The 19847-nt window shown below is 68.1% G+C and carries 24 protein-coding genes; 14 read left to right on the plus strand and 10 right to left on the minus strand.

All coding sequences use genetic code 11. From position 1 onward, the window contains the following. Nucleotides 1–172: 172 nt before the first annotated feature. On the plus strand, nt 173–508 hold the full coding sequence (locus A5704_RS28620; RefSeq protein ID WP_156670163.1) for a hypothetical protein: 336 nt from the start codon (nt 173–175) through the stop codon (nt 506–508). Between the two features lie 10 nt (nt 509–518). On the opposite strand, the gene A5704_RS24835 is transcribed toward A5704_RS28620, so the two are convergent. From A5704_RS24835 to A5704_RS24845, 3 genes are all read right to left on the minus strand, one after another. Then, the gene (locus A5704_RS24835) at nt 519–869 is read right to left on the minus strand and encodes a DUF732 domain-containing protein (RefSeq protein ID WP_067891635.1); all 351 of its coding nucleotides are present in this window, start codon (nt 867–869) and stop codon (nt 519–521) included. 4 nt (nt 870–873) lie between these two features. Continuing rightward, nucleotides 874–1029, minus strand: a complete 156-nt coding sequence (locus A5704_RS24840; RefSeq protein ID WP_197499077.1) for a hypothetical protein — start codon at nt 1027–1029, stop codon at nt 874–876. A 160-nt stretch (nt 1030–1189) separates the two neighbouring features. Next, nucleotides 1190–2968, minus strand: a complete 1779-nt coding sequence (locus tag A5704_RS24845; RefSeq protein WP_082950193.1) for an NAD-binding protein — start codon at nt 2966–2968, stop codon at nt 1190–1192. Between the two features lie 292 nt (nt 2969–3260). On the opposite strand from A5704_RS24845, the gene glnA reads away from it, so the two are divergent. Together glnA and A5704_RS24855 are read left to right on the plus strand one after the other, a co-directional pair. Beyond that, complete coding sequence (glnA, locus tag A5704_RS24850; RefSeq protein WP_067891636.1) at nt 3261–4697, plus strand: type I glutamate--ammonia ligase; 1437 nt, start codon at nt 3261–3263, stop codon at nt 4695–4697. Nucleotides 4698–4762: 65 nt separating this feature from the next. Continuing rightward, nucleotides 4763–5683, plus strand: coding sequence for a DMT family transporter (locus tag A5704_RS24855; RefSeq protein ID WP_369828499.1), 921 nt, complete (start codon nt 4763–4765; stop codon nt 5681–5683). On the opposite strand, the gene A5704_RS24860 is transcribed toward A5704_RS24855, so the two are convergent. Beyond that, nucleotides 5678–6532, minus strand: a complete 855-nt coding sequence (locus A5704_RS24860; RefSeq protein WP_067891640.1) for a phytanoyl-CoA dioxygenase family protein — start codon at nt 6530–6532, stop codon at nt 5678–5680. The genes A5704_RS24855 and A5704_RS24860 overlap by 6 nt on opposite strands. A gap of 49 nt (nt 6533–6581) precedes the next feature. Next, nucleotides 6582–8039, minus strand: coding sequence for a phospholipase D-like domain-containing protein (locus A5704_RS24865; RefSeq protein ID WP_067782483.1), 1458 nt, complete (start codon nt 8037–8039; stop codon nt 6582–6584). A 144-nt stretch (nt 8040–8183) separates the two neighbouring features. On the opposite strand from A5704_RS24865, the gene A5704_RS24870 reads away from it, so the two are divergent. From A5704_RS24870 to A5704_RS24890, 5 genes are all read left to right on the plus strand, one after another. Then, nucleotides 8184–8567, plus strand: coding sequence for a DUF732 domain-containing protein (locus tag A5704_RS24870; protein ID WP_082954967.1), 384 nt, complete (start codon nt 8184–8186; stop codon nt 8565–8567). Nucleotides 8568–8628: 61 nt separating this feature from the next. After that, nucleotides 8629–9048 (plus strand): YkvA family protein, encoded by a 420-nt coding sequence (locus A5704_RS24875; RefSeq protein WP_067891642.1) that lies wholly within the window; start codon nt 8629–8631, stop codon nt 9046–9048. Nucleotides 9049–9071: 23 nt separating this feature from the next. Beyond that, on the plus strand, nt 9072–9302 hold the full coding sequence (locus tag A5704_RS24880; protein WP_067756928.1) for a hypothetical protein: 231 nt from the start codon (nt 9072–9074) through the stop codon (nt 9300–9302). Between the two features lie 56 nt (nt 9303–9358). Next, complete coding sequence (locus A5704_RS24885; protein ID WP_067891643.1) at nt 9359–9754, plus strand: DUF4267 domain-containing protein; 396 nt, start codon at nt 9359–9361, stop codon at nt 9752–9754. A gap of 58 nt (nt 9755–9812) precedes the next feature. Next, on the plus strand, nt 9813–10640 hold the full coding sequence (locus A5704_RS24890) for an LLM class F420-dependent oxidoreductase (protein WP_067891646.1): 828 nt from the start codon (nt 9813–9815) through the stop codon (nt 10638–10640). Between the two features lie 2 nt (nt 10641–10642). Here A5704_RS24890 and A5704_RS24895 read toward each other — a convergent pair whose 3' ends face one another. Both A5704_RS24895 and A5704_RS24900 read right to left on the minus strand, forming a co-directional pair. After that, nucleotides 10643–12085 carry a YdiU family protein gene (locus A5704_RS24895; protein WP_197499076.1) on the minus strand — a complete coding sequence of 481 codons (1443 nt, stop codon included), beginning with the start codon at nt 12083–12085 and terminating at the stop codon, nt 10643–10645. 38 nt (nt 12086–12123) lie between these two features. Continuing rightward, nucleotides 12124–12693, minus strand: a complete 570-nt coding sequence (locus A5704_RS24900) for a hemerythrin domain-containing protein (RefSeq protein ID WP_067756915.1) — start codon at nt 12691–12693, stop codon at nt 12124–12126. 320 nt (nt 12694–13013) lie between these two features. On the opposite strand from A5704_RS24900, the gene A5704_RS24905 reads away from it, so the two are divergent. The 3 genes from A5704_RS24905 (at nt 13014) to A5704_RS24915 (ending at nt 15766) form a co-directional block, all read left to right on the plus strand. After that, complete coding sequence (locus A5704_RS24905) at nt 13014–13976, plus strand: hypothetical protein (protein ID WP_067891647.1); 963 nt, start codon at nt 13014–13016, stop codon at nt 13974–13976. A 151-nt stretch (nt 13977–14127) separates the two neighbouring features. Next, nucleotides 14128–15051: a CoA ester lyase gene (locus tag A5704_RS24910; RefSeq protein WP_067756909.1), complete on the plus strand. Its 924-nt coding sequence runs from the start codon at nt 14128–14130 to the stop codon at nt 15049–15051. A gap of 19 nt (nt 15052–15070) precedes the next feature. Continuing rightward, nucleotides 15071–15766 (plus strand): DsbA family protein, encoded by a 696-nt coding sequence (locus tag A5704_RS24915; RefSeq protein ID WP_067756906.1) that lies wholly within the window; start codon nt 15071–15073, stop codon nt 15764–15766. 7 nt (nt 15767–15773) lie between these two features. Here A5704_RS24915 and A5704_RS24920 read toward each other — a convergent pair whose 3' ends face one another. Further along, entirely contained in the window at nt 15774–17048 is a 1275-nt protein-coding gene (locus tag A5704_RS24920) for an HNH endonuclease signature motif containing protein (protein WP_067891648.1), read from the minus strand. Between the two features lie 52 nt (nt 17049–17100). Here A5704_RS24920 and A5704_RS24925 point away from each other — a divergent pair, with 52 nt between their 5' ends. The 3 genes from A5704_RS24925 to A5704_RS24935 are packed head-to-tail and all read left to right on the plus strand — an operon-like array spanning nt 17101 to nt 18967. Then, complete coding sequence (locus A5704_RS24925; RefSeq protein WP_067891679.1) at nt 17101–17457, plus strand: DUF488 domain-containing protein; 357 nt, start codon at nt 17101–17103, stop codon at nt 17455–17457. Between the two features lie 20 nt (nt 17458–17477). Continuing rightward, entirely contained in the window at nt 17478–18353 is an 876-nt protein-coding gene (locus tag A5704_RS24930) for an LLM class F420-dependent oxidoreductase (RefSeq protein ID WP_067785503.1), read from the plus strand. Further along, a complete protein-coding gene (locus A5704_RS24935) occupies nt 18350–18967 on the plus strand; it encodes a GNAT family N-acetyltransferase (protein ID WP_082950198.1) in 618 nt (205 codons plus the stop codon). Before A5704_RS24930 ends, A5704_RS24935 begins: the two co-directional genes overlap by 4 nt. Nucleotide 18968: 1 nt before the next feature. Here A5704_RS24935 and crcB (A5704_RS24940) read toward each other — a convergent pair whose 3' ends face one another. Beyond that, a complete protein-coding gene (crcB, locus tag A5704_RS24940; RefSeq protein WP_067756893.1) occupies nt 18969–19352 on the minus strand; it encodes a fluoride efflux transporter CrcB in 384 nt (127 codons plus the stop codon). Then, entirely contained in the window at nt 19349–19744 is a 396-nt protein-coding gene (crcB, locus tag A5704_RS24945; protein ID WP_067756890.1) for a fluoride efflux transporter CrcB, read from the minus strand. Before crcB (A5704_RS24945) ends, crcB (A5704_RS24940) begins: the two co-directional genes overlap by 4 nt. Nucleotides 19745–19847: the final 103 nt, after the last annotated feature.

A 19847-nucleotide genomic window follows, 5' to 3' on the forward strand; every position in this document is an offset into this window, starting at 1 on the left:
CGGAACTCTCGGCCGCCGGCCCCGGCCAAGGCTATCCGAGCGAAGGTGCATGTTGACTCCTCTGGGGCTCTTCCCGCCGCCAACAGCCTCCCAGGTCCTAACATTGATGGGCGAGGGTCATCACTCATCGACCCTGCGGGTCATCAAGGCGCCGAATCGAGGAGAAGTATTCGTGCATCAGTCGCATTCACCCCTGTCGGCCACGCGAACGCTGCTCCTTGGCCTCTCGGTTGTCGTTGCTTCGGCGCTCCTGCCGGGCGCGCTTGCCACCGCCCGCGCCGACGCGATCGGATTCCCGCCGGACTGGCCTTACTACGAGATGCAGACCGAACAGACGATGTGCAGAGCCATGGCTGACGGCTGGTCGCGCGCCCAGATAGTCGGGGCGATGCAACAGGCGAACAACCAGGGCGTGACCGGGCTGAATCCGGATCAGGCCGCCAAGCGCGCCAACATGTGGGTCGATCTGGGCCGGATCAAGTATTGCCCGGGCGCTAGCGCACCTTAATCGCCGACGGTCACGAGTTGCTGTTGGTCCAGCGATCGAACGGTGCTTCCATGTCGGGACAAAACGTCCCGACGGCCGCGCCCATGATCTGGCCCGCCTGCACCGCGGCATAGCCGTTGCTTGCCACGGCGGGGTAGATGGCGTCGAAGTCGGTGCCGCCCCGCGCCTGCTGGCATACGGAGTTTCCGATGCCGACCATTCGCCCCGGGTCGTCGTAGGGAACGTGCAAGACGTTCAGCGTGTGCAGGTAGGCCGCGACCGAGATGGGATCGGGGTCCGCGTGGGCCGCCGGCGTCAGCGCTGCCAGCGCGCCCAGCGAAGCGGCGACCAGCGCCGATCTCGTGAAGGTCCGGCGGATCATGTCGCTAGCAGAGGGCGGCGGAAAACCACCCGCCGGCCACCAGGGCTATCACGAGCGCGGCGGTGGCGTGCCCCGTCGACGCCGCGACGACGACGCCGGTGATCGCCGCGATGAGGGCCATCACCACGACCAGGGCCAGCAGTATCCGATGTGAATGCACGGCTCCGTTCGCGCGCGGTGCAACGACTACGTACTTGCCCGATCTGTGGGGTGCGGCCATAGGAGCTCCCGTCGCGTTGTGACCTCGGATACAAAGAAAGCACAAATGTGCTGTGCATCACAACCGGACGCGATGAAGTGGCGCGGCTTTTGGCCGTTCGTTAACCGTCCGGGTCGGGCGCCCACCGTGGCGCACGCGCATCTGGCCGGCGCGTCGACCGTGCGGCCGCCAAAGCCACGGCGCGCTCGCCGTTGATCGTGGTCATTGGCGGAGGCTGGCCCTTGCGCAGCGTCGCGATCAGTTCCCGGTAGGGGCCGATGAGATAGACGGTGTCACCGGCTTTCAGGCGGGCGTCGCGGCGCGGGCGCAACCTGACCGGACCTTCCGGCCGTGTGATCGCGATGACGCGCGTCTGCGTGGACAGATCGATCATCCGCAGCCCGTCGAGTTCGCTGCCCGCCGCCACCAGCATTCCGCCGACCATGAAGGAGCGCTGGCCGACCCAGAACGTGCCGAGCACCTGCAAGCCCATCGCTGCGCCGATGAACCACGGCGCCGCGAGGTCGACTATCGACCGCACGTTCTCGAAACCGAACCGCCGATGCACGGCGGTGCCCAGCGCGCGGCCCTGAACTCGCATGACGATGGGGACCCTCGTGTCGGAACCCAGCATTTCGAGCAGCACGATTCCCGTCTCGATGTTGTTCATGTCGTCCTGTGTCACCAGCGCGACCCCGCGGGCGCGATCGACGCGCGCCGATTCCAGGGTCTGGCGCATCGTCGGATCCCCGAAGATCACCGGCACATCGAGGTCGGCCACGGTCGGCAGGAAGCGGTTGCCCTCGTCCGGCTCGATGACCAGCACGTCGTAGCCGGCCGCGGCCAGATCGCTGACGACCCGGAACCCGATGGAACCCAGCCCGACGACGACGACGTGGTCGCGCATGTGGCGTGCGCGCCGCAGTCCGGCCGATTGGACGAAGCGGCGCGACAGGAGGAGGTCGGCAAGGAACGCGACGAGGATGGCGGTGACGCTCGCGCCGCCGAACATCAACAAGACCGCGAACAGCCGCAGGGCGGTGGATTGTTGGGCGAAGGTGAAGTCGCCATAGCCCACCGTCGTGATCGTCTCGGAGGCGAAGTAGAGGGCGTCGATCCACGACATTCGGGGGTTGTGATAGGCGAAGTGCACCACCGCCGTCGAGCCAAGGGTGAGACACAGCGCGAACGCCAGCGAGGGGAAGAGCATGGGGTTCACTTCGTCCCGGATGGCGCGCACCGCGTCGATGACCCGCCGCACCGGGGAGTGGCGAGCGCGCGTCGCGGCCGGGGGAGGCAACGTGATTCCGCGGGCGTCCAATTCGTCCTTCACGCCGATCATCGACGTCCAGTCGCCGGCGTAGACCCGCAGATCTCGTCCGGGGCATGGCACCACCTCGCCGGGTGCGGGTGAATTCTTGCCGTGCACCACCGCGACCGGTGCCAGGTCGGCGTAGATCTCCCGGAGCGTCGCGTTGTAGGGCGCCTCGGATCCCCAGACGACGAATTCGATACCGGCCGTGTCGAACTGGTGCGCGTTGCGGGACAGGACGGCCTCGACGATCGACGGCGCCGCGAGGTCGGCGACGTCCAAGATCGCGCCGGGTCCGTTGACGGCGACCACTGCTTCGCGCAGCACGTCGTTGGCCAGCCGGGCCACCACCCGCACGTTTGGACTGAACTCCCTTGCCAGCAAGGCGATTTCGAGGTTGACGGCGTCGTTGGGGCCCGCGCACACGACGGCACGCGCCCGATGCACGCCGGCCCCGAGGAGGTCGGCGGCGGTGTTGATCTTGATGATTCGCGCGCCCGCGCCCCTCAATTCCTCGGCGATCGTCTTCGACAGCGCGTCGTCACCGCTGACGATGATCTCGCGGTGAAACTGAAACAGCTCGCCCATTGCGCGGGGCTACGTTCGATTCTTACGCGCGTCGATCGCCACGGCTGGTCGCCGGATGACCGCCGGTTGTGTTGCGTGGCATGACTACTCCTACTTCTGCTGCGGCTGGGTGGTCCATATGACTATCGGCCAAGGCGCTGGGAAGTGCCACCGGAACCCGGCGGCCGTGCGGTCAATCGCCTGTCTTTCTGTGACGCAACAGGTTCGACTCGCGGTGGTGACGCGGGCGAAATAGTCAGGGCGTAGAAAGCGCTCGCACGCCACTGCCGACGATCAAGCTAAGGAGCGTTGCGTGTCCGAGAAGACGCCCGACGATATTTTCAAGCTCGCCAGGGACGAGAACATCGAGTACGTCGACGTCCGCTTCTGTGACTTGCCGGGCACCATGCAGCACTTCACGATTCCGATCTACGCCTTCGATGAAGGCGTCTTCGAGGAAGGCCTGGCCTTCGACGGTTCCTCGATCCGCGGGTTTCAGTCGATCCACGAGTCCGACATGGTCCTGCTGCCCGACCCCGAGACCGCAACGATCGACCCGTTCCGCGCCCGCAAAACGCTGAACGTGAACTTCTTCGTGCACGACCCGTTCACCCTCGAGGTGTACTCGCGCGACCCGCGCAACATCGCCCGCAAGGCCGAGAACTATCTGATCAGTTCCGGCATCGCGGACACCGCCTACTTCGGGCCGGAGGCCGAGTTCTACATCTTCGACTCGGTCAGCTTCGACTCGAGCACCAACGAATCGTTCTACAAGGTCGATGCGGCGTCCGGGTGGTGGAACACCGGAGAGGACGCCGAGGCGGATGGCAGCCCCAACCTCGGGTACAAGGTCCGTCCCAAGGGCGGGTATTTCCCGGTGGCGCCGACCGATCACTATGTCGATCTGCGCGACGAGATCCTCACCCACCTGACCAACGCCGGTTACTCCCTGGAGAAGGGCCACCACGAAGTCGGCAGTGGCGGCCAGGCCGAGATCAACTACAAGTTCAACACGTTGCTGCACGCGGCCGACGACCACCAGATGTACAAGTACATCGTCAAGCAGACCGCGTGGCAGGCCGGGAAGACCGTCACCTTCATGCCCAAGCCGTTGTTCGGCGACAACGGTTCCGGGATGCACTGTCACCAGTCGCTGTGGAAGGACGGCGTGCCGCTGATGTTTGACGCGACGGGATACGCCGGCCTGTCCGACATGGCCCGCCACTACATCGGTGGCTTGCTGTACCACGCCCCGTCGTTGCTGGCCTTCACGAACCCGACCGTGAATTCCTACAAGCGCCTGGTTCCCGGCTTCGAGGCGCCGATCAATCTGGTCTACAGCCAGCGCAATCGGTCGGCGTGCGTGCGCATCCCGATCACCGGCAACAATCCGAAGACCAAGCGGCTGGAATTCCGGTGCCCCGACTCGTCGGGCAACCCCTACCTGTCCTTCGCGGCCCAGTTGATGGCCGGGCTGGACGGCATCAAGAACAAGATCGAGCCGCCTCCGCCGGTCGACAAGGACCTCTACGAGCTGCCGCCGGAGGAGGCCGCGGAAATCCCGCAGGCACCCACGCAGCTGTCGGCGGTGATCGACCGTCTGGAGGAAGACAGTGAATACCTGACCGAGGGCGGGGTCTTCACCCCCGACGTCATCGCGACGTGGATCAACTACAAGCGCACCTACGAGATCGCGCCGTTCAACCTCCGGCCCACCCCATACGAATTCGCCCTCTACTACGACGTATGAGGTAGTTCGCTTCCGGCGCAGTTAGCCGCGCCGACGCCCCGGGTACCCGTGCGGGCATGGGGTGGATGCAATCACATGCGGTCGCAATCTTTTCGGCGTTGCTGTCTGCGTTCTGGGCCGCCGTCGGCATCGTCGTTCGACAGCGCGCCGCCCAGGAGGTTCCCGCTGATCAGGGCATGTCCGGGACGATGGTGACGACCATGGTCCGGCGACCGTTGTGGTGGGCGGGCCTGGTCGCCGCCGTTGCGGGCTACGTGTTCCAGGCCGTCGCGCTGGCCCACGGGTCGCTGCTGCTGGTCCAGCCGCTGCTGGTTTCCTCGCTGCTGTTCGCGCTGCCGTTGGGCGCCCGGCTGTGCGACCAGCGCATCAGCGCGGTCCAGTGGGGTTGGGCGACTCTGCTGACCGGCGCGCTGGCGGCCTTCGTGCTCGTCGGTCAGCCCCGGGAGGGTGACAGCCGTCCGGCGGTACCGGCGTGGACGTTGACGCTGCTGGTGACGGTGCCGTTGCTGGTCGTCTGCGTGATGGCGGCCGGCCGCGCGATCGGCCGTGCGCGGGCGATGCTGCTTGCGGTCGCCGTGGCGGTCCTGCTCGGCATGATCGCCGTGTTGACGAAGATCTGCACGCACCGTTTCGCCGTCGGCGGTTGGCATGGGCTGCTGACGGTCCCCGCCCCATACATATTGGTCGGCCTGGCCGTGGCGGTGACGGTGGTGCAGAACTCCGCGTTCCACGCCGGTGCGTTGCAGGCGTCGGTGCCGATCATGTTGGTGGGGGAGCCCGTGGTCGCGGTCCTGCTCGGTGTGGCGGTGCTGGGTGAACACCTGACGGTCGGCGGCTCGACGGCGCTGGCGCTGTTGGTCGCGGTCTCGGCGATGGCGGCCTCCGCTGTCGCGCTGAGCCGCAGCCAGGCGATCGAGGTCGAGAGCCGCCCGGCCCAAGAGCCGTCCCTGGCGGGTGTCAGCGGCAAACGGAACTGGGAGTTATGAGTCGCTGTCCAACAGCCGCAGCGGGTGCAGCCCGTCGACCGCGCCCACGAACGGCGGATGAATGCTGTAGCCCAGCATGCGGCGAATGTCGTCGGAGACCGCCCGCGCGGTCTCGCGCGATATCGACAGCGTGAAGGCTTCCATCGGCCGCAGCCAGGGTTGGCAGTACTGGGCGGTGACGGCGAGACGGTCGCGGTCGGTGCTGTTGGCGCCCCCGCCGTGCCAGAGCGTGCCCACGAAGAAGACGCACGAGCCGGCGGGCATCACGACGGGCAGGGCCCGGTCGTCCGGCCCGGGCCGGCGCTTGCCCCAGCGATGGCTGCCGGGATAGAGGACGGTGGCGCCGTTGTCGGCGGTGAAGTCGTCGATGGCCCAGATCGTCGCCGCCGCCAGGGGTTCGCGGGGCCGCGGAATCGGGTAGAACCCGTCATCGTGGTGGGCCAGCTGCGCGGCCTCTCCCGGCTGAATGTTGATGGCCTGCAAGGCCGAAAGCAGGTAGTTGGGCATCAGCAGCCGATCGAGCACCGCGAGCACCCGCGGATGATCGACGATCCCGTCGCACATCCGGGTTCTGCTGAGCAGGCTGTAAATGCGCTGGGTGCGCCGGCCCTCGAAGGAATTGCGGCCCGTGTGCCCGAGCCAGGGTTGAGTGACCTCGCGGATCTCGTCGCATTGCTCGGGAGTCAGCAGGTCGTGCCAGATCACGTGGCCGTCGCGGTCGATAGCCGCCATGTCGGCGTCGACGACCTTGCTGTCGACCGAACTCCCGCCGGTCGGTGTCCGCCTGTACCGCTGCGCCAGATCGCCCCTGAGGTCTTCCAGCGTCGTGACGGAGTCGTCGATGTTCATTGGCACTCGCCCTTCGTCCCGGTCCAGATTAAGCCGGGTAGGCCTCAACTCAACCCCTCAACCCGGTGATGAATCGCTGCACGCTTCGGGTCAACGATCGCGGGACGTGGTCGGGATCCATGAGCTCGTTCTCCGCCAGCGGGCCCGCTTCGTCGGCCACGGTGCCCTCCGTGAACGGCCGCAACGTCTTGCCGTCTCCGCGAAGGGCCTCGATGGCCGCGAGGACCGACCCGCGTTCGTGCGTCGCGCCGTCGAACTCACCGACGGTGACTCCCAGGTGTTCGGCCACCAATTGGCTTCGCAGCGCTGTGATTTGGGCGCGCACGCGATCGCCTTCGGGGCTAGCCGGCTCCGCCTCGACGGCCAGGTCGCATTCGCTGTCGAAACCCATCGATCGGTTGTTGAGGTTCGATGACCCGATGCGCAGGAGCCGGTCGTCCACCACCACCACCTTCGAGTGGACATAGATCGGCGCCCCGCCATCGGTCACCGGCCAGTAGATGCCAAGCCGCCGATGCTCGTCCGCGGCCCACAGCACCTGGATGAGCCGGTGACGTGCCGAATCCATCGTCCCCCGCTCGAGGGGGTTGTTCCCCCGGCGGGCAATGACGATGACGATCTCCGGCCCGTCGTCTTCCTTCAGCCGCGCGGCCAGCGCGTCGATGATGCGCCGGGACGCCAGATATTGGTTTTCCAGATAGATCGAATCCCGTGCCGCCGCTATGGCCGCCAGGTTGAGCGCCTCGACCTGCCGGGTCTCGGGGCGCCGGCCGAGTTCCGGCAGGGTCAGAGCGATTCCCACGTCAACGCCGCGCAGCGCCGGCTTGAGTTTGCTGGGCCACGCGGTGTGCTTGGCGGTGACCGGTTGCAACGACTGCTCGGTCGCCGTCCGCCACCGTTGAAGGGCTTGCTCGCCGAGTGCCCGTGCGGCCGCGCCATCGACCGCCGCGGCGACGTCGTGCCGCGGCCCATAGCTGCGTCCCAACGTCCGACGAACAGGACCGTCATGGTCGTGTGCGCGGGTGTCCCATCGGTCGATGGTGAGGTCGATCCCGCCGCAGAACGCCACGGAGTCGTCGACGGCCACGATCTTCTGGTGATGGACGGAGCCGGTGGGGTGGGCCCCGTCGATCGCGAAGTGGATTCGCCTGCTGCTGATCTGGTTCACCAGCGCCACCGGAGTCAGCCCGAACCAGATGCCGTCGAAGGCCGGCAGCAGACGCAGATTGGACTTCAATAGGTAGATCTCGAGTTCGGGCCGCTTCCAGAGCATCCAATAGAGAAAGGCGCCCAGCTGATTCGGGCCGGGAAGGGTCTTGACCCCCCGTTCGAACGTCATCCTGGCGTCGAAATCCCAACCGATCAGCACGATCCGGTGCCGGGCCCGCAACATCGCCGTCTTGACATGCCGGAAATAATCGGCCGCGTCGATGATGTGACCGAACCGGTCGGCACGCTCCAGACGCCAGCACGTTCGCCCAAGGATCAACAGTCGATCGTCGCCCACGGCGCCCTCAACCAGGTTGACGGTTCTGCGCGGGCATAAGCCTTGTGTACCACACCCGGGCCCTGGGGAAATGTTTGCTTAACGGGGTCGGCAACGGGTCGACAGGACAACGCCGAACATCTGTAGAAGGCTGAGACGGTGCGGATGCTTCTGGCGCTGGCGAGCTTCGCCGCCGTCATCGGCGCGGCCACGCCCGCGCTGGCCGATCCGGCCGGCAATCCCGATGCGAGCTTCTTGGCGGCGCTCGATCAGGCCGGCGTTCCCTACAAGGACGGCGCCGTCGCCATTCGGGTGGGCAAGAAGGCCTGCGCACTGATGGACCAGGGTCACTCCAAAGCCGCTGTCATCCAAAGCGTGTCCTCGGAGAACTCCGGGTTCACGGTGGCGGAGGCGACCAGCTTCACGACCAGCGCGGTGAACGCCTACTGCCCCCAGCACATTGGGGAACCGGACACGGTGGCACCGCCGCCTCCGACCAACACCGGAATGTTCCCCTGGATTCCGTTTCCGCCGCCCGGTGCGGCGTAGCAAGGCCAGGCGTTCGCAGCCGGGCTGGCACGCGGCAGCCTGTCCCGCCAAGATGGACTAGATGTGGCCCGACTGGTGGATGATCGCGCTGGGCATCCTGAGCGCGTTCGTGGTGATCTGGCTGATCCTCGCCGTCACCTTCTGGCTGCTGAGGCCCAAGGCCAGATTGCAAGACCTGGTGCGGCTGTTGCCCGACGTACTTCGGCTGCTGAAACGCCTCGCAGCCGATCAAGAACTGCCGCGGCGGATCCGCGTCGTGTTGGTCGCGTTGATCGCGTTCGTCGTCTCACCGATCGACCTGATACCTGATGCCATTCCGGTGATCGGATTCGCCGACGACGTGGTCGTCGTCGGCCTGGTGCTGCGCTGGATCAGCCGCATCGCGGGACCCGATGCGCTGGCCAGGCACTGGCCCGGCACACCCGACGGCCTCGCCACCCTGTGCTGGCTGTGCGGCCTACCCGATCCCGCGCTGGAGTGACCGTGGATCTGATTCGGCGCACCATGCGATACCAGGTCCGGGTCGGCGCGCTCATCGAACTCGCCCTGTGGATGGCGATCCCATACCTGTGTATCGGGTTCGCGTGGACCGTTTTTCACCCCGACGAGGCTGGACAGATTCAGGCCCGGGTGGAGGCGGTGTTCCCTACGGGAGCCGACGCCGTGGCCTTCGGCTTGACCACGGCATTGTGGCCCGCCTCCATCCAAATCGCCCACGCCTGCCCGGCTCCGTGACCGCCGTTGGGGTAAACCCGTGCGCGGAGGAGCGGTTTGCTCCTAGGCTGCCGGGCATGTCAATCGACCGAGCGGCACTTCTGGCGGGCAGTATCCGACTCACCTCCGGCGTCTGGTTCCTCGTCGACCCCTTGAGCGCGAACCGATTCTGGGGGGATCCGGAGGAACCGACGCCGACGGCGCGACTGTTGTTGCGGTCCATGGGATATCGCGACGCGTTGATCGGTGGGCTGCTCGCCGCGGCGGCGTTGCGCGGCAAGAACACCCGCGGCTGGTTCCTGGCGTCGGGCGGTGCCGACGCGGCGGACCTGCTCGGCGGCATGAGCGTCCACCAAGAGCTGAGACCGTCGCAACGAATCATCGGCCTGGGTGGCGCCGTCGTCGGCATCGGCGTGGGGCTGTGGGGCGCGACGCGCCGGACCACGCGGGGGAGCGAGGAACCGGCGCGGTGAGGCCCGGATCGCGGCCAGGTGGTCGCCGGAACAAGGTAGATGCGGTTGACTGGACGCCATGGGTTTAGGCGTACTGACATTCGTAACCGATGAGGGGATCGGCCCGGGGGAGCTGGGGCAGGCGCTGGAACAGCGTGGATTCGAGTCGCTGTTCCTCGCCGAGCACACCCACATTCCGGCGGGCGACATCACGCCCTATCCGGCAGGCGGTCCTATCCCGCCGAAGTACTACCGCACCCTGGATCCGTTCGTCGCGTTGACCGCGGCGGCTGCCGCCACCGAGCGGCTGGTCCTGGGCACCGGGATCGCGCTGGTTCCCCAGCGCGATCCGATTCACTTGGCCAAAGAGGTGGCGTCGCTGGATCTGGTGTCGCGGGGCCGCTTCCGGTTCGGAGTGGGTGTGGGCTGGCTGCGCGAGGAAATCGCCAACCACAGGGTCGACCCGTCGGTTCGCGGACGGGTGGTCGACGAGCGGCTGGACGCGATGATCGAGATCTGGACGCACGAAAAGGCGGAATTCCACGGCAAATTCGTCGACTTCGGGCCCCTCTACAGTTGGCCCAAGCCGGCGCAGAAGCCCTATCCGCCGCTGTACTTCGGCGGCGGGCCCGCGGGCTTCAAACGCATCGCCCGGCTGCATGCCGGCTGGCTGTCGATGACACCGTCGGCTGACGTCTTGGCGCCCCAGTTGGAGCAGCTGCGCGGCGTGGCCGGTCCGGACGTTCCGGTGATCAGCTTCCATGGCGGCGCGCCGACGGCCGAAGAGCTCGAGGGCTACCGCGCTCTCGGGTTGCAGCACCTGCTGGTGGAACTGCCCACCGAGCCGCGCGACGAGACGCTGCGGCGCCTCGACGAGCTGCAGGCCGAGTCCGCCAAGTTGTCGTAAGGCTAAGTGCCGCAGAACGTTTGGTACTTGCCGAAGTCCTCCGGGGCCGGGCTGGCGAAGCGCTCCAGGCCCGGCCGTTCGCCATAGGGCGACGTCACCGCGGCGAGGAGTTGCTCGAGTGGGCCCAGATCACCCGCGGTCGCCGCGGTCAGAGCTTCCTCCACCAGGTGGTTGCGCGGAATGTAGACCGGGTTGACGCGGTCCATGACATCGGCGTCGGGGCCCAGCGCCTGCCAGCGCGAAAGCCACGCGTCGAAGCCGGCGAGGTCGACGAACACGCCCCGCGCGGGCTCTGCGTCGCCGCGCGCCGCCCGACCGAGCAGGCGGAAGAACGAGGTGTAGTCGACGTGGCTGTCCTTGAGCAGGGCGAGCAACTCGTCGACCAGGGCGGCCGAGGCGCCGTCCTCGGCGTCGGGCACACCGAGTTTGGCGCGCATCCCGGATGACCACACGGCGTCGTACTCGCGCTGGAAGACGCCGAACGACGTCTCCGCGAGCGCGACCGCCTGCTCGAGATCCTCGGAGAGCAGCGGAAGCAGCGTCTCGGCGAACCGGGCGAGGTTCCAGCCGGCGACGACGGGCTGGTTGGCGTAGGCGTAACGGCCCCAAAAGTCGATGGAGCTGAAGACCGTGTCGGGATCATAGGCCTCCATGAAGGCGCACGGCCCGTAGTCGATCGTCTCGCCGGAGATCGTCATGTTGTCGGTGTTCATCACCCCGTGGACGAACCCGATCAGCATCCACCGCGCGACGAGCGCCGCCTGAACGGCGACCACCCCCTCGAACAACGCGAGATAGGGCCGGTCGGCGCTCGCGGCGCTGGGATGGTGGCGGGCGATCGCGTGGTCGGCGAGGCGCCGCAGCAGGTCGATGTCGCCGGTGGAGGCGGCGAACTGGAAGCTGCCCACGCGCAGGTGGCTGCTGGCCACGCGGGTCAGCACCGCCCCGGGGAGTTCGGCCTCGCGCAGGACCGGACGGCCGGTGCCGACGACGGCCAACGATCGCGTGGTCGGCACCCCGAGCGCATGCATCGCCTCGCTGACGATGTACTCGCGCAGCATGGGCCCCACGGCCGCCAGGCCGTCGCCGCCGCGCGCGAACGGTGTCGGCCCGGAGCCCTTCAGGTGGATGTCGCGCAGGCGTCCGTCGCCGTCGGCGAGCTCGCCGAGCAGCAGGGCGCGACCATCACCGAGGCGGGGGACGAAGCCCCCGAACTGATGCCCGGCGTAGGCCTGGGCCACTGGAACGGCGTCGCTGGGGAGCAGGTCGCCCACCAGGAAGCGCAACCCGTCCGGGCTTCGCAGCCAGTCGGCGTCCAGGCTTAGTTCCTCCGCGAGCCGCTCGTTGAGGGCGAGCAACCGCGGCTCGGCCGGCGGCTCCGCCTGCCACCGGACGGCCATCTCCGGCAATGCGCGGAAGAACCGGTCCTGCAGGGCGACCGTCATATCCGGGGCGACACTCACCTCAACGAGCCTACGGCGAATTACGAGCCGAGGGCCTGGCCGATGAGGTCGCGGGCGCGGTCGAGCATCGACGCGAACGGTCCGAGGGCGAAGTTCATCTTCGCCGACTCCACGCCGGGGTGCGGGTGCGTCGGCGCGATGGCCTGAGCCGCGCGCACCGCCACCCCCATCCGCTTGAGGTCGGTTTCGTCAACTTCCTTCTGCAGCACGGGGAACTCCTCGCTTTCCTCGTGCTGCGCGTGGTCCAGCACGGCCTCGCGAAGTTTTTTCAACTCGTCGATGAACTGCTGGGAGGTGACGTCGAGGTCTTCGATGCTCGAAAGCAACTCCTTGGCCTGGTGTTCCTCCGTGAGTCGAGCGTCGACGATCGCGTCGCCGGCGTCGGACTCCCGGCGCACGCGCGGGTGCACGACCATTTCCTCGGCTGTCTCGTGCACGGCCAGCAGTTGACGCAGCGTCGCGAACGGCTTTTCCCGTGCCTGGGGATCGGATGCGTGCAGCACCTCGTCGAACAGGTCCTCGATGAGGTTGTGCTGCGCCTTCAGGAATGCGACGACTTCCTCGGGCGACTGGACAATCATGTCGGCCATCGCCGATACCTCCAGTGTTTCTGCGAATTCGGTTGCGCACTGTGGGCTGTGTGCGCCTTCGCCACGCATACCCGCTGCGTAGGGGGCTAAACGGGCCCTGTGTGCCCCGCCAGCAGGTCGGCCGCCGTCTCTCCAAAGATCTGAGTAGGCAACAACTTTCGTTTGCCGGCCGGGCCGACCACGACGACACGTGGCCGGGCGCGAAAGCGATCTGCGTCACACGCCGGATTGGATGTTATCTGCCGAGGGTCGAACGGGTAGCCGCTAGAAAGGCGCTTTCGTGCCGATCCACACAATCAACGCAGGAGGCGAATTTTTCGATGACTTCATCGGACAAGACGACGGTGCTGGCGCAGTTGCGTGCGCTTCACCAGCTGACCAACACCGAGATCCAGGTCGCGGAAACCCGCATCGCGCAGGCACGTACCGAGGCCGTTCAGCGTGAGCTCACGCAGAACGCGTCCAACGCCCGCGAGCGGTCCGAGGCGATCGAGAAGGCGATCCGCGGGCTCGGCGGTGTCCCCGACATCGTCGGGCCGTTCCTGGGCCGGGCCGCGGCCGCGGTCAAGGCGCTGACCGAGCAGGCCCAGCCGTTCGACGAGGCGCTCCTGGGCGACCTCGCGCTGGAAGATCAGTTGCTGGACCGGTCCCGCTACCTGAAGGCCCTGGCCGTCGCGGCCGAGCTTCCCGAGGTCGAGAGCCTGGCAACGCGGCTGATCACGGCGCATTCGGCGACCGTGGACTGGCTGACCACCGTGCTGGCCGAAGACGCCCTCGGCGGCCCGGCCGCGCTGCGCCGCACGCCGCTGCAGGCCGCGGCCGGAACCGCGGTGAAGTTGGTCAACCTGCCGGTCGAATGGTCGGTCCGGGGCGTCGACAGGGCCGCGGACGCGCTGCGCTCGGCCCGGCCGACGTTCAACGAGCTGGTGAGCCGGGGTGCGCACGCCGGTGACGTGGCAACCCGCGCGCTCGCCGCGTCGCGCAACGCCGCGCTCGAGGCGGCCGAGAAGGTCACCCGCAGCGAAGGTGCCCGGCAGACGGCCGACGCCCTGCATGCGGCACGCGCCGCTGTGGGGGTCCTCGACGCCGACGAGCTGCCCATCGCCAACTACGACGAGCTGAACGTCAGCGAGGCCGTCGCCGAGGTGAAGGAGCTTGCGAATCCGAGCGACGTGCGGGCCATCATCGCCTACGAAGAGGCGAACAAGAATCGCCAGCGGGTCGTGTCGGCCGCCCAGACGCGTGTCGCCGCGATCGCGCAGGAGGTTGTCGGCATCAACTAGCCGAGCATTCAAAGCCAGGCCGCCCGGGCGAGGGGTTCCTCCGCCCGGGCGGCCCAGCCATTTCTGTGCCCGGGGGGCATACCCGACCGCCCGTTGGGGGACATCGCTACGGTTAAGGCACCAGTCCGATATCGATAACCCCGAGAGACGAATGTACGACCAGGTCAACAGCAGCGCGACGGAGCCCGACGACGTCATTGGCTACCGCATCGATCCCGTTTTGGCCCGGAGCTGGCTCTTGGTCAACGGCGCGCACGCTGACCGGTTCCAATCCGCGGCGCACTCCCGGGCCGACATCGTCGTGCTCGACATCGAGGACGCCGTCGCCCCCAAAGACAAGCACGCCGCCCGCGACAACGTGGTGAGCTGGCTGGGCGCCGGCAACACCGACTGGGTCCGCGTCAACGGTTTCGGCACCCCGTGGTGGGCGGACGACCTCGCCGCGCTGTCCGGCACACCGGTGGGCGGGGTGATGCTGGCGATGGTCGAATCGGTGGACCACGTCACCGAGACGGCGCAACGGCTGCCCAACGTGCCGATCGTGGCGCTGGTGGAAACGGCCCGCGGCCTGGAGCGCATCACCGAGATCGCCGCGGCTAAGGGCACCTTCCGGCTCGCCTTCGGGATCGGCGACTTCCGCCGCGACACCGGCTTCGGAGAAGACCCCAGCACGCTGGCCTACGCCCGGTCCCGGTTCACCATCGCCGCCAAGGCGGCGAGTCTGCCCAGCGCCATCGACGGGCCCACGATCGGCTCGAATGCCCTGAAGTTGATCGAGGCCACCGCCGTTTCCGTGGAATTCGGGATGACGGGCAAGATCTGCCTCACCCCGGACCAATGCGGCGTGGTGAACGAGGGTCTGTCGCCATCACAGGACGAAATTTCTTGGGCGAAAGAGTTTTTCGCCGAGTTCGAACGCGACGGGGGAGAGATCCGCAACGGGTCCGACCTGCCGCGGATTGCCAGGGCCACGAAGATCCTCGAGCTGGCCCGCGCCTACGACATAGAATCGTCGGACTTCGACGACGAAGAACGGGATCATTCCCCCGCGCCGTCGGACACCTATCACTACTGAGCGACAAAGCGGGTCCGAGATGAGCGTCGTGGTGGATTTTCATTTCGATCCGATGTGCCCGTTCGCCTATCAGACCTCGCTGTGGATCCGCGACGTTCGCGAGCAACTCGGCATCACCGTCGACTGGCGATTTTTCAGCCTCGAGGAGATCAACCGGTCCGAGGGCCAGAAGCACCCCTGGGAGCGGGAGTGGTCCTACGGGTGGTCGTTGATGCGGATCGGCGCGCTGCTGCGCCGAACGGACATGGCGCTGCTGGACCGGTGGTACGCCGCCATCGGACGCGAACTGCACACGCTGGGCGGCAAACCGCACGACCCCGCGGTTGCGCGCCGCCTGCTGGGCGAGATCGGCGCCGAACCGTCGCTCCTCGATGCGGCGCTCGACGACCCGACCACCCACGACGAGATCCACCACGACCACCACCGGGTCGTCGACGCGGGCGGCTACGGGGTGCCGACACTGTTTTTGTCGGGGCAGTGCCTGTTCGGTCCGGTACTGGTGGACCCGCCGACCGGGCCCGAGGCCCTGACGCTGTGGAACGTCGTCACCGGGATGGCCGAATTGCCCCACGTGTACGAGTTGCAACGGCCCAAGACACCGGCCGACGCCGAGTTGATCGGCCGCGCGCTGCGCCCCTACCTGGACGGACGCGACTGGGTCAGCATCAACCGCGGCGAGGTCGTCGACGTGGAGCGCCTCACCGGCCAATCCTGAACAGTGCCTAGGCCGCATGGCGCGCGATGGAGACCCCGATGCGGAATTCCACCTCGCTGACCGTGATCACGGGCGCTCGCGGCGGGGCCGTCGATCGGTAGCTCTTTCCGGTGGGAGTGGTGAATTGCGCGGTGTGAGTGTGGTTTTCGTCGACGGCGGCGCTCACCCGCCACCCCGCGGCTTCCTTGGTGTAGTTGCAGCCCTCGCATAGGCCCAGACCATTGTCCGCGGTGGTGGGACCGCCGTCGGCCCACGGCTGCGCGTGGTCGCGGTGCCTGACGGGCGCGTCGCAATACGGGGTGCGGCAACGTTGGTCGCGCAATTCGATGAACGCGGCCAGCGCGCGCGGAAAGATCCGTGCCCGCGACTCCATCGCCACCAGCGCCCCGGCCCGGGGATGCGCGTAGAGCCTGCGGAGCGTCGCGCGCGAGCGCCGGTCGGTGACGGCGCTGCTGACCATCGCGCGCGCCACCGCCGCGGGGATCGGGCCGTAGCCGCAGATGTCCGCCGGCGCGTTGGCGCCCCCAAGCAGCGTGTCGTCGGAGAGCACCAGGTTGACGGCGACCGGGGTGGGGGCCGCCGCGCTGCGGCCGGTGACCCGTTCCACCAAGGTGTCGGCCATCAGCTGCCCGCGTGAGCGGCCGTCGCCGCGGGTGTCCGCCTCGCGGCGGAGCGCCGCGTACACCGAAACGCCCTGGGCCACCGGCAATAACGCGGTGAGATACGTCATCGTGTCGGGCGCGGGCCGGATGGTCACCGTGCGCTCCCGCTCTGCCCTGGCCGCCCGGTCGACGACGGCATGCGGGTCAAGGCGATAGGCGATCGCCTTGGCGGCCGCGGCCACCCGCGCGTCGCCCATGCCGTCCAGGTTCGCCTGCTCGGCGCACAGTTCCGCGTCCAACGCGCGGCGATCCTCGACGTCGAGGCAGGCGCTCTCGCGCACGATCAGCGTCGCCCGCCACTCCGACAGCACCCCGCGCTCCAGCGCCGCCAACGTGTGCGGCATCTCGTGCACGAGGGCTTTGGCGAAGCCCAGGTGCCGGCAGCCCCGAGCCGGGGCATCGCGGCGCGCCAGCGCGACCTCGGTGGCCATGCCCCGGCCGCGCCGCGCCGCGGATACGCCGGCAGCCGCCTCGGCAGCTCGACGCGCCGCGTCCAGCGCGGCCGTCGCGCGGGCCTGCCCGGCGGCGGCCGCCGACTTGGCCGCCTCCAGCTCCGCGATGCGCTCGATCAGCGCCGATTCGTCGGCCGACGGGTCGATGACCGCCAATTCTTCGAACATACGTGCGATGCTAACCGGAACCACCGACAGGCCCGCCGCTACGCTGGCGGGTGTGAGCGGCCAGAGCCGGATCAGGGTGGCGCGGGTCTACGACGACGTCGGCCCCGACGACGGCCAGCGCGTGCTCATCGACCGCATGTGGCCGCGAGGAGTGCGCAAGGGCGACCCGAGGGTGGGGATCTGGTCCAAGGACGTCGCGCCGTCCAAGGACCTCCGCGAGTGGTATCACCACCGGTCAGAACACTTCGACGAATTCGCCAAGCGCTACGAGGCGGAACTCGACGACAACCCGGCGCTCGACGAGCTGCGCGAGCTGGCCCGGCGCGGCGTCGTCACCCTGGTCACCGCGACCCGCGACCCCGACATCAGCCATGCCGCCGTCCTCGCGGAGCTGCTGAAAAGCCACTGAGCGCGTGAGACGATCGTGCGATGCGGCTGGGATTGCACGCCCTGGGGATCGGCGCCGGCGCCGATCGCGCCGTGATCGATGCCGTCGCGTCGACCGCGGACGACTGCGGCTTCGCCACGCTGTGGGCCGGCGAACACGTCGTCATGGTCGACCGACCGGCCTCCCGCTATCCCTACTCCGAAGACGGCGTCATCGCCGTTCCCGCACAAGCGGATTGGCTTGACCCGATGATCGCACTGAGCTTCGCCGCGGCGGCGTCGTCCCGGATCGGGCTGGCGACGGGCGTGCTCCTGTTGCCCGAGCACAATCCGGTGGTGGTGGCCAAGCAGGCCGCCAGCCTGGACCGGCTCGGCGGCGGGCGGCTGACCCTGGGGATCGGCGTCGGCTGGTCGAGGGAGGAGTTCGCCGCGCTTTCGGTGCCGTTCGCCCGTCGGGCCGAGCGCACCGCCGAATACGTTGCCGCGATGCGCGCGGTGTGGCGCGACGACATCGCCTCGTTCGACGGCGATTTCGTCAGCTTCGACTCGATTCGGGTCAACCCCAAGCCGGTGCGCGACCGCCACATCCCGATAGTGGTTGGCGGCAATAGTGATTCGGCGCTGCGGCGGGCGGCGACGTGGGCTGACGGTTGGTACGGCTTCAACCTCGACGGCGTCGAAGCCGTGCACGACCGGCTCGCCGAATTGGAGCGGCTATGCGCCGAGGCGGGGCGTGATCGTGGGCAGTTGCGGCTCTCGGTGGCGTTGCGCGATCCGGGCGTCGGTGATGTCGGCGCCCTCGCCGATCTGGGCATCGACGAATTGGTTCTGGTCGCGGCGCCGCCCGAGCGGCCCGCTGCGGCCGCCGAATGGGTTTCGGCCCTGGCCGAACGGTGGATGGCAGGGGCGCCCGCGTGAGCGAGGACGACCCGATACTGCCGCGGGAGTTGACCGAGATCCCCGATGAGGTCCGCGCCGTCCCGCCCCCGCCCATACCGGCGTTGCCCGAGCCGTACGGGTTGCGTCTGGCCGATCCGGACGCCGACGCGGAGATGGTCGCCGAGTGGATGAATCGGCCGCACCTGGCCGAAGCGTGGGAGTCCGCCTGGCCGGTGACCCGCTGGCACCGCTACCTGAGGGCGCAACTCGAAGGCGGGTTCTCCCGGCCCTTCATCGCCACGCTGTACGCGATGCCTCGTGCCTACATCGAATTGTACCGGGCGGCAAAGGATTCCATTGCTGACCGCTATGACTACGATCCCCACGATCTGGGCCTGCACGTCGCGGTCGCCGATCTGGACTACATCAAGCGGGGCCACGTCAGTTACCTGCTGCCCTACCTGGTGGGCAGCATCCTGGGCCTCGATCCGCAATGCCGGCGCATCATGTTCGATCCGGATCACCGCAACGTCCTGGCGCGCACGTTCTGCGAACGGGGCGGCTGCGTCTTCCTCGGTGAGCACGACATGTCGAACCGGCGGATGGCCCTTTACGCGCTGCCCCGCACGCCCGACGACGTGCCCGGCGGCTGACTCAGAGCTGCTCGGCGATGCGCTGCGCCAAGAACGCGGCCGCCTCACCGAGCGCGACGCTGACGACGATGTTGGCGATTGCCGCGCGCACCTGGCGCTCCTCGCCGAGCCGTTGAGTTTCCAGCATCCAGGTGGAAAAAGTGGTGTAGGCGCCTACGAACGCGGTGCCGGCCAGCAGGGCCGCTTCCTTGCTCAGCACCAGGCCCCCGAGAAAGCCCAAGAGCGCTGCGCCGCTGACGTTTACGGCCAACGTGCCGAACGGAAAGGACCGGGCCACCCGGCGGCCCACCGCGCGGTCGACGACGAAGCGCAGCACCGAGCCGACGCCGCCGATCAGCGCGACACCGACCCACACCGCGACCGTCGTGACCGCGCCGGCCGTCATCCGCGGACCCGGACCCGGCGCACCAATTTGGTGGCCAGGTGTACGGCCAGCAGTCCCAACACGACGCTGGTGACGGTGTAGCCGGCGGCCAATGCCCAGTGGCCGTGCTCGACCATCCTGAGCGTCTCGACCTGCATCGTCGAGAACGTCGTGAGCCCACCGCACAACCCGGTGCCGAGCAGGGGACGCCGATAACTCGACAACGGCAACCGTTCGAGCAACCGGGTGGTGAAGTACCCGACCAGGAAGGCGCCGACGATGTTCACCGTGAAGGTCGGCCACGGCCACCTCGCCGGGTCGCCCGCGGCGAGGACGCCCAGGGCGGCGCGGGCCAGCGAGCCCAGCGCCCCGCCGGCGAAGACCGCGGCCAGTTCGCGATAGTCGTGCGCCACGTGATCCCTTTCCCCTGTGCAGGATTTACGGGTGGGTGAATCCGGGACGTCAGAAAAGTACCTGACAGGTCGGCGACGTGCGCCGCGGGCAGAATTGGTAACC

The organism is Mycobacterium sp. E735 (genome assembly GCF_001666955.1).
Taxonomy (GTDB): Bacteria; Actinomycetota; Actinomycetes; order Mycobacteriales; family Mycobacteriaceae; genus Mycobacterium.

Excerpts from the sequence above, each read along its gene's own strand:
- A5704_RS24835 (WP_067891635.1), bottom strand. The coding sequence starts at position 869 with ATGATCCGCCGGACCTTCACGAGATCGGCGCTGGTCGCCGCTTCGCTG.
- A5704_RS24845 (WP_082950193.1), bottom strand. The coding sequence starts at position 2,968 with ATGGGCGAGCTGTTTCAGTTTCACCGCGAGATCATCGTCAGCGGTGAC.
- A5704_RS24855 (WP_369828499.1), top strand. The coding sequence starts at position 4,763 with ATGCAATCACATGCGGTCGCAATCTTTTCGGCGTTGCTGTCTGCGTTC.
- A5704_RS24860 (WP_067891640.1), bottom strand. The coding sequence starts at position 6,532 with ATGAACATCGACGACTCCGTCACGACGCTGGAAGACCTCAGGGGCGAT.
- A5704_RS24870 (WP_082954967.1), top strand. The coding sequence starts at position 8,184 with ATGCTTCTGGCGCTGGCGAGCTTCGCCGCCGTCATCGGCGCGGCCACG.
- A5704_RS24875 (WP_067891642.1), top strand. The coding sequence starts at position 8,629 with ATGTGGCCCGACTGGTGGATGATCGCGCTGGGCATCCTGAGCGCGTTC.
- A5704_RS24880 (WP_067756928.1), top strand. The coding sequence starts at position 9,072 with ATGCGATACCAGGTCCGGGTCGGCGCGCTCATCGAACTCGCCCTGTGG.
- A5704_RS24885 (WP_067891643.1), top strand. The coding sequence starts at position 9,359 with ATGTCAATCGACCGAGCGGCACTTCTGGCGGGCAGTATCCGACTCACC.
- A5704_RS24890 (WP_067891646.1), top strand. The coding sequence starts at position 9,813 with ATGGGTTTAGGCGTACTGACATTCGTAACCGATGAGGGGATCGGCCCG.
- A5704_RS24895 (WP_197499076.1), bottom strand. The coding sequence starts at position 12,085 with ATGACGGTCGCCCTGCAGGACCGGTTCTTCCGCGCATTGCCGGAGATG.
- A5704_RS24900 (WP_067756915.1), bottom strand. The coding sequence starts at position 12,693 with ATGGCCGACATGATTGTCCAGTCGCCCGAGGAAGTCGTCGCATTCCTG.
- A5704_RS24905 (WP_067891647.1), top strand. The coding sequence starts at position 13,014 with ATGACTTCATCGGACAAGACGACGGTGCTGGCGCAGTTGCGTGCGCTT.
- A5704_RS24910 (WP_067756909.1), top strand. The coding sequence starts at position 14,128 with ATGTACGACCAGGTCAACAGCAGCGCGACGGAGCCCGACGACGTCATT.
- A5704_RS24915 (WP_067756906.1), top strand. The coding sequence starts at position 15,071 with ATGAGCGTCGTGGTGGATTTTCATTTCGATCCGATGTGCCCGTTCGCC.
- A5704_RS24920 (WP_067891648.1), bottom strand. The coding sequence starts at position 17,048 with ATGTTCGAAGAATTGGCGGTCATCGACCCGTCGGCCGACGAATCGGCG.
- A5704_RS24930 (WP_067785503.1), top strand. The coding sequence starts at position 17,478 with ATGCGGCTGGGATTGCACGCCCTGGGGATCGGCGCCGGCGCCGATCGC.
- crcB (WP_067756893.1), bottom strand. The coding sequence starts at position 19,352 with ATGACGGCCGGCGCGGTCACGACGGTCGCGGTGTGGGTCGGTGTCGCG.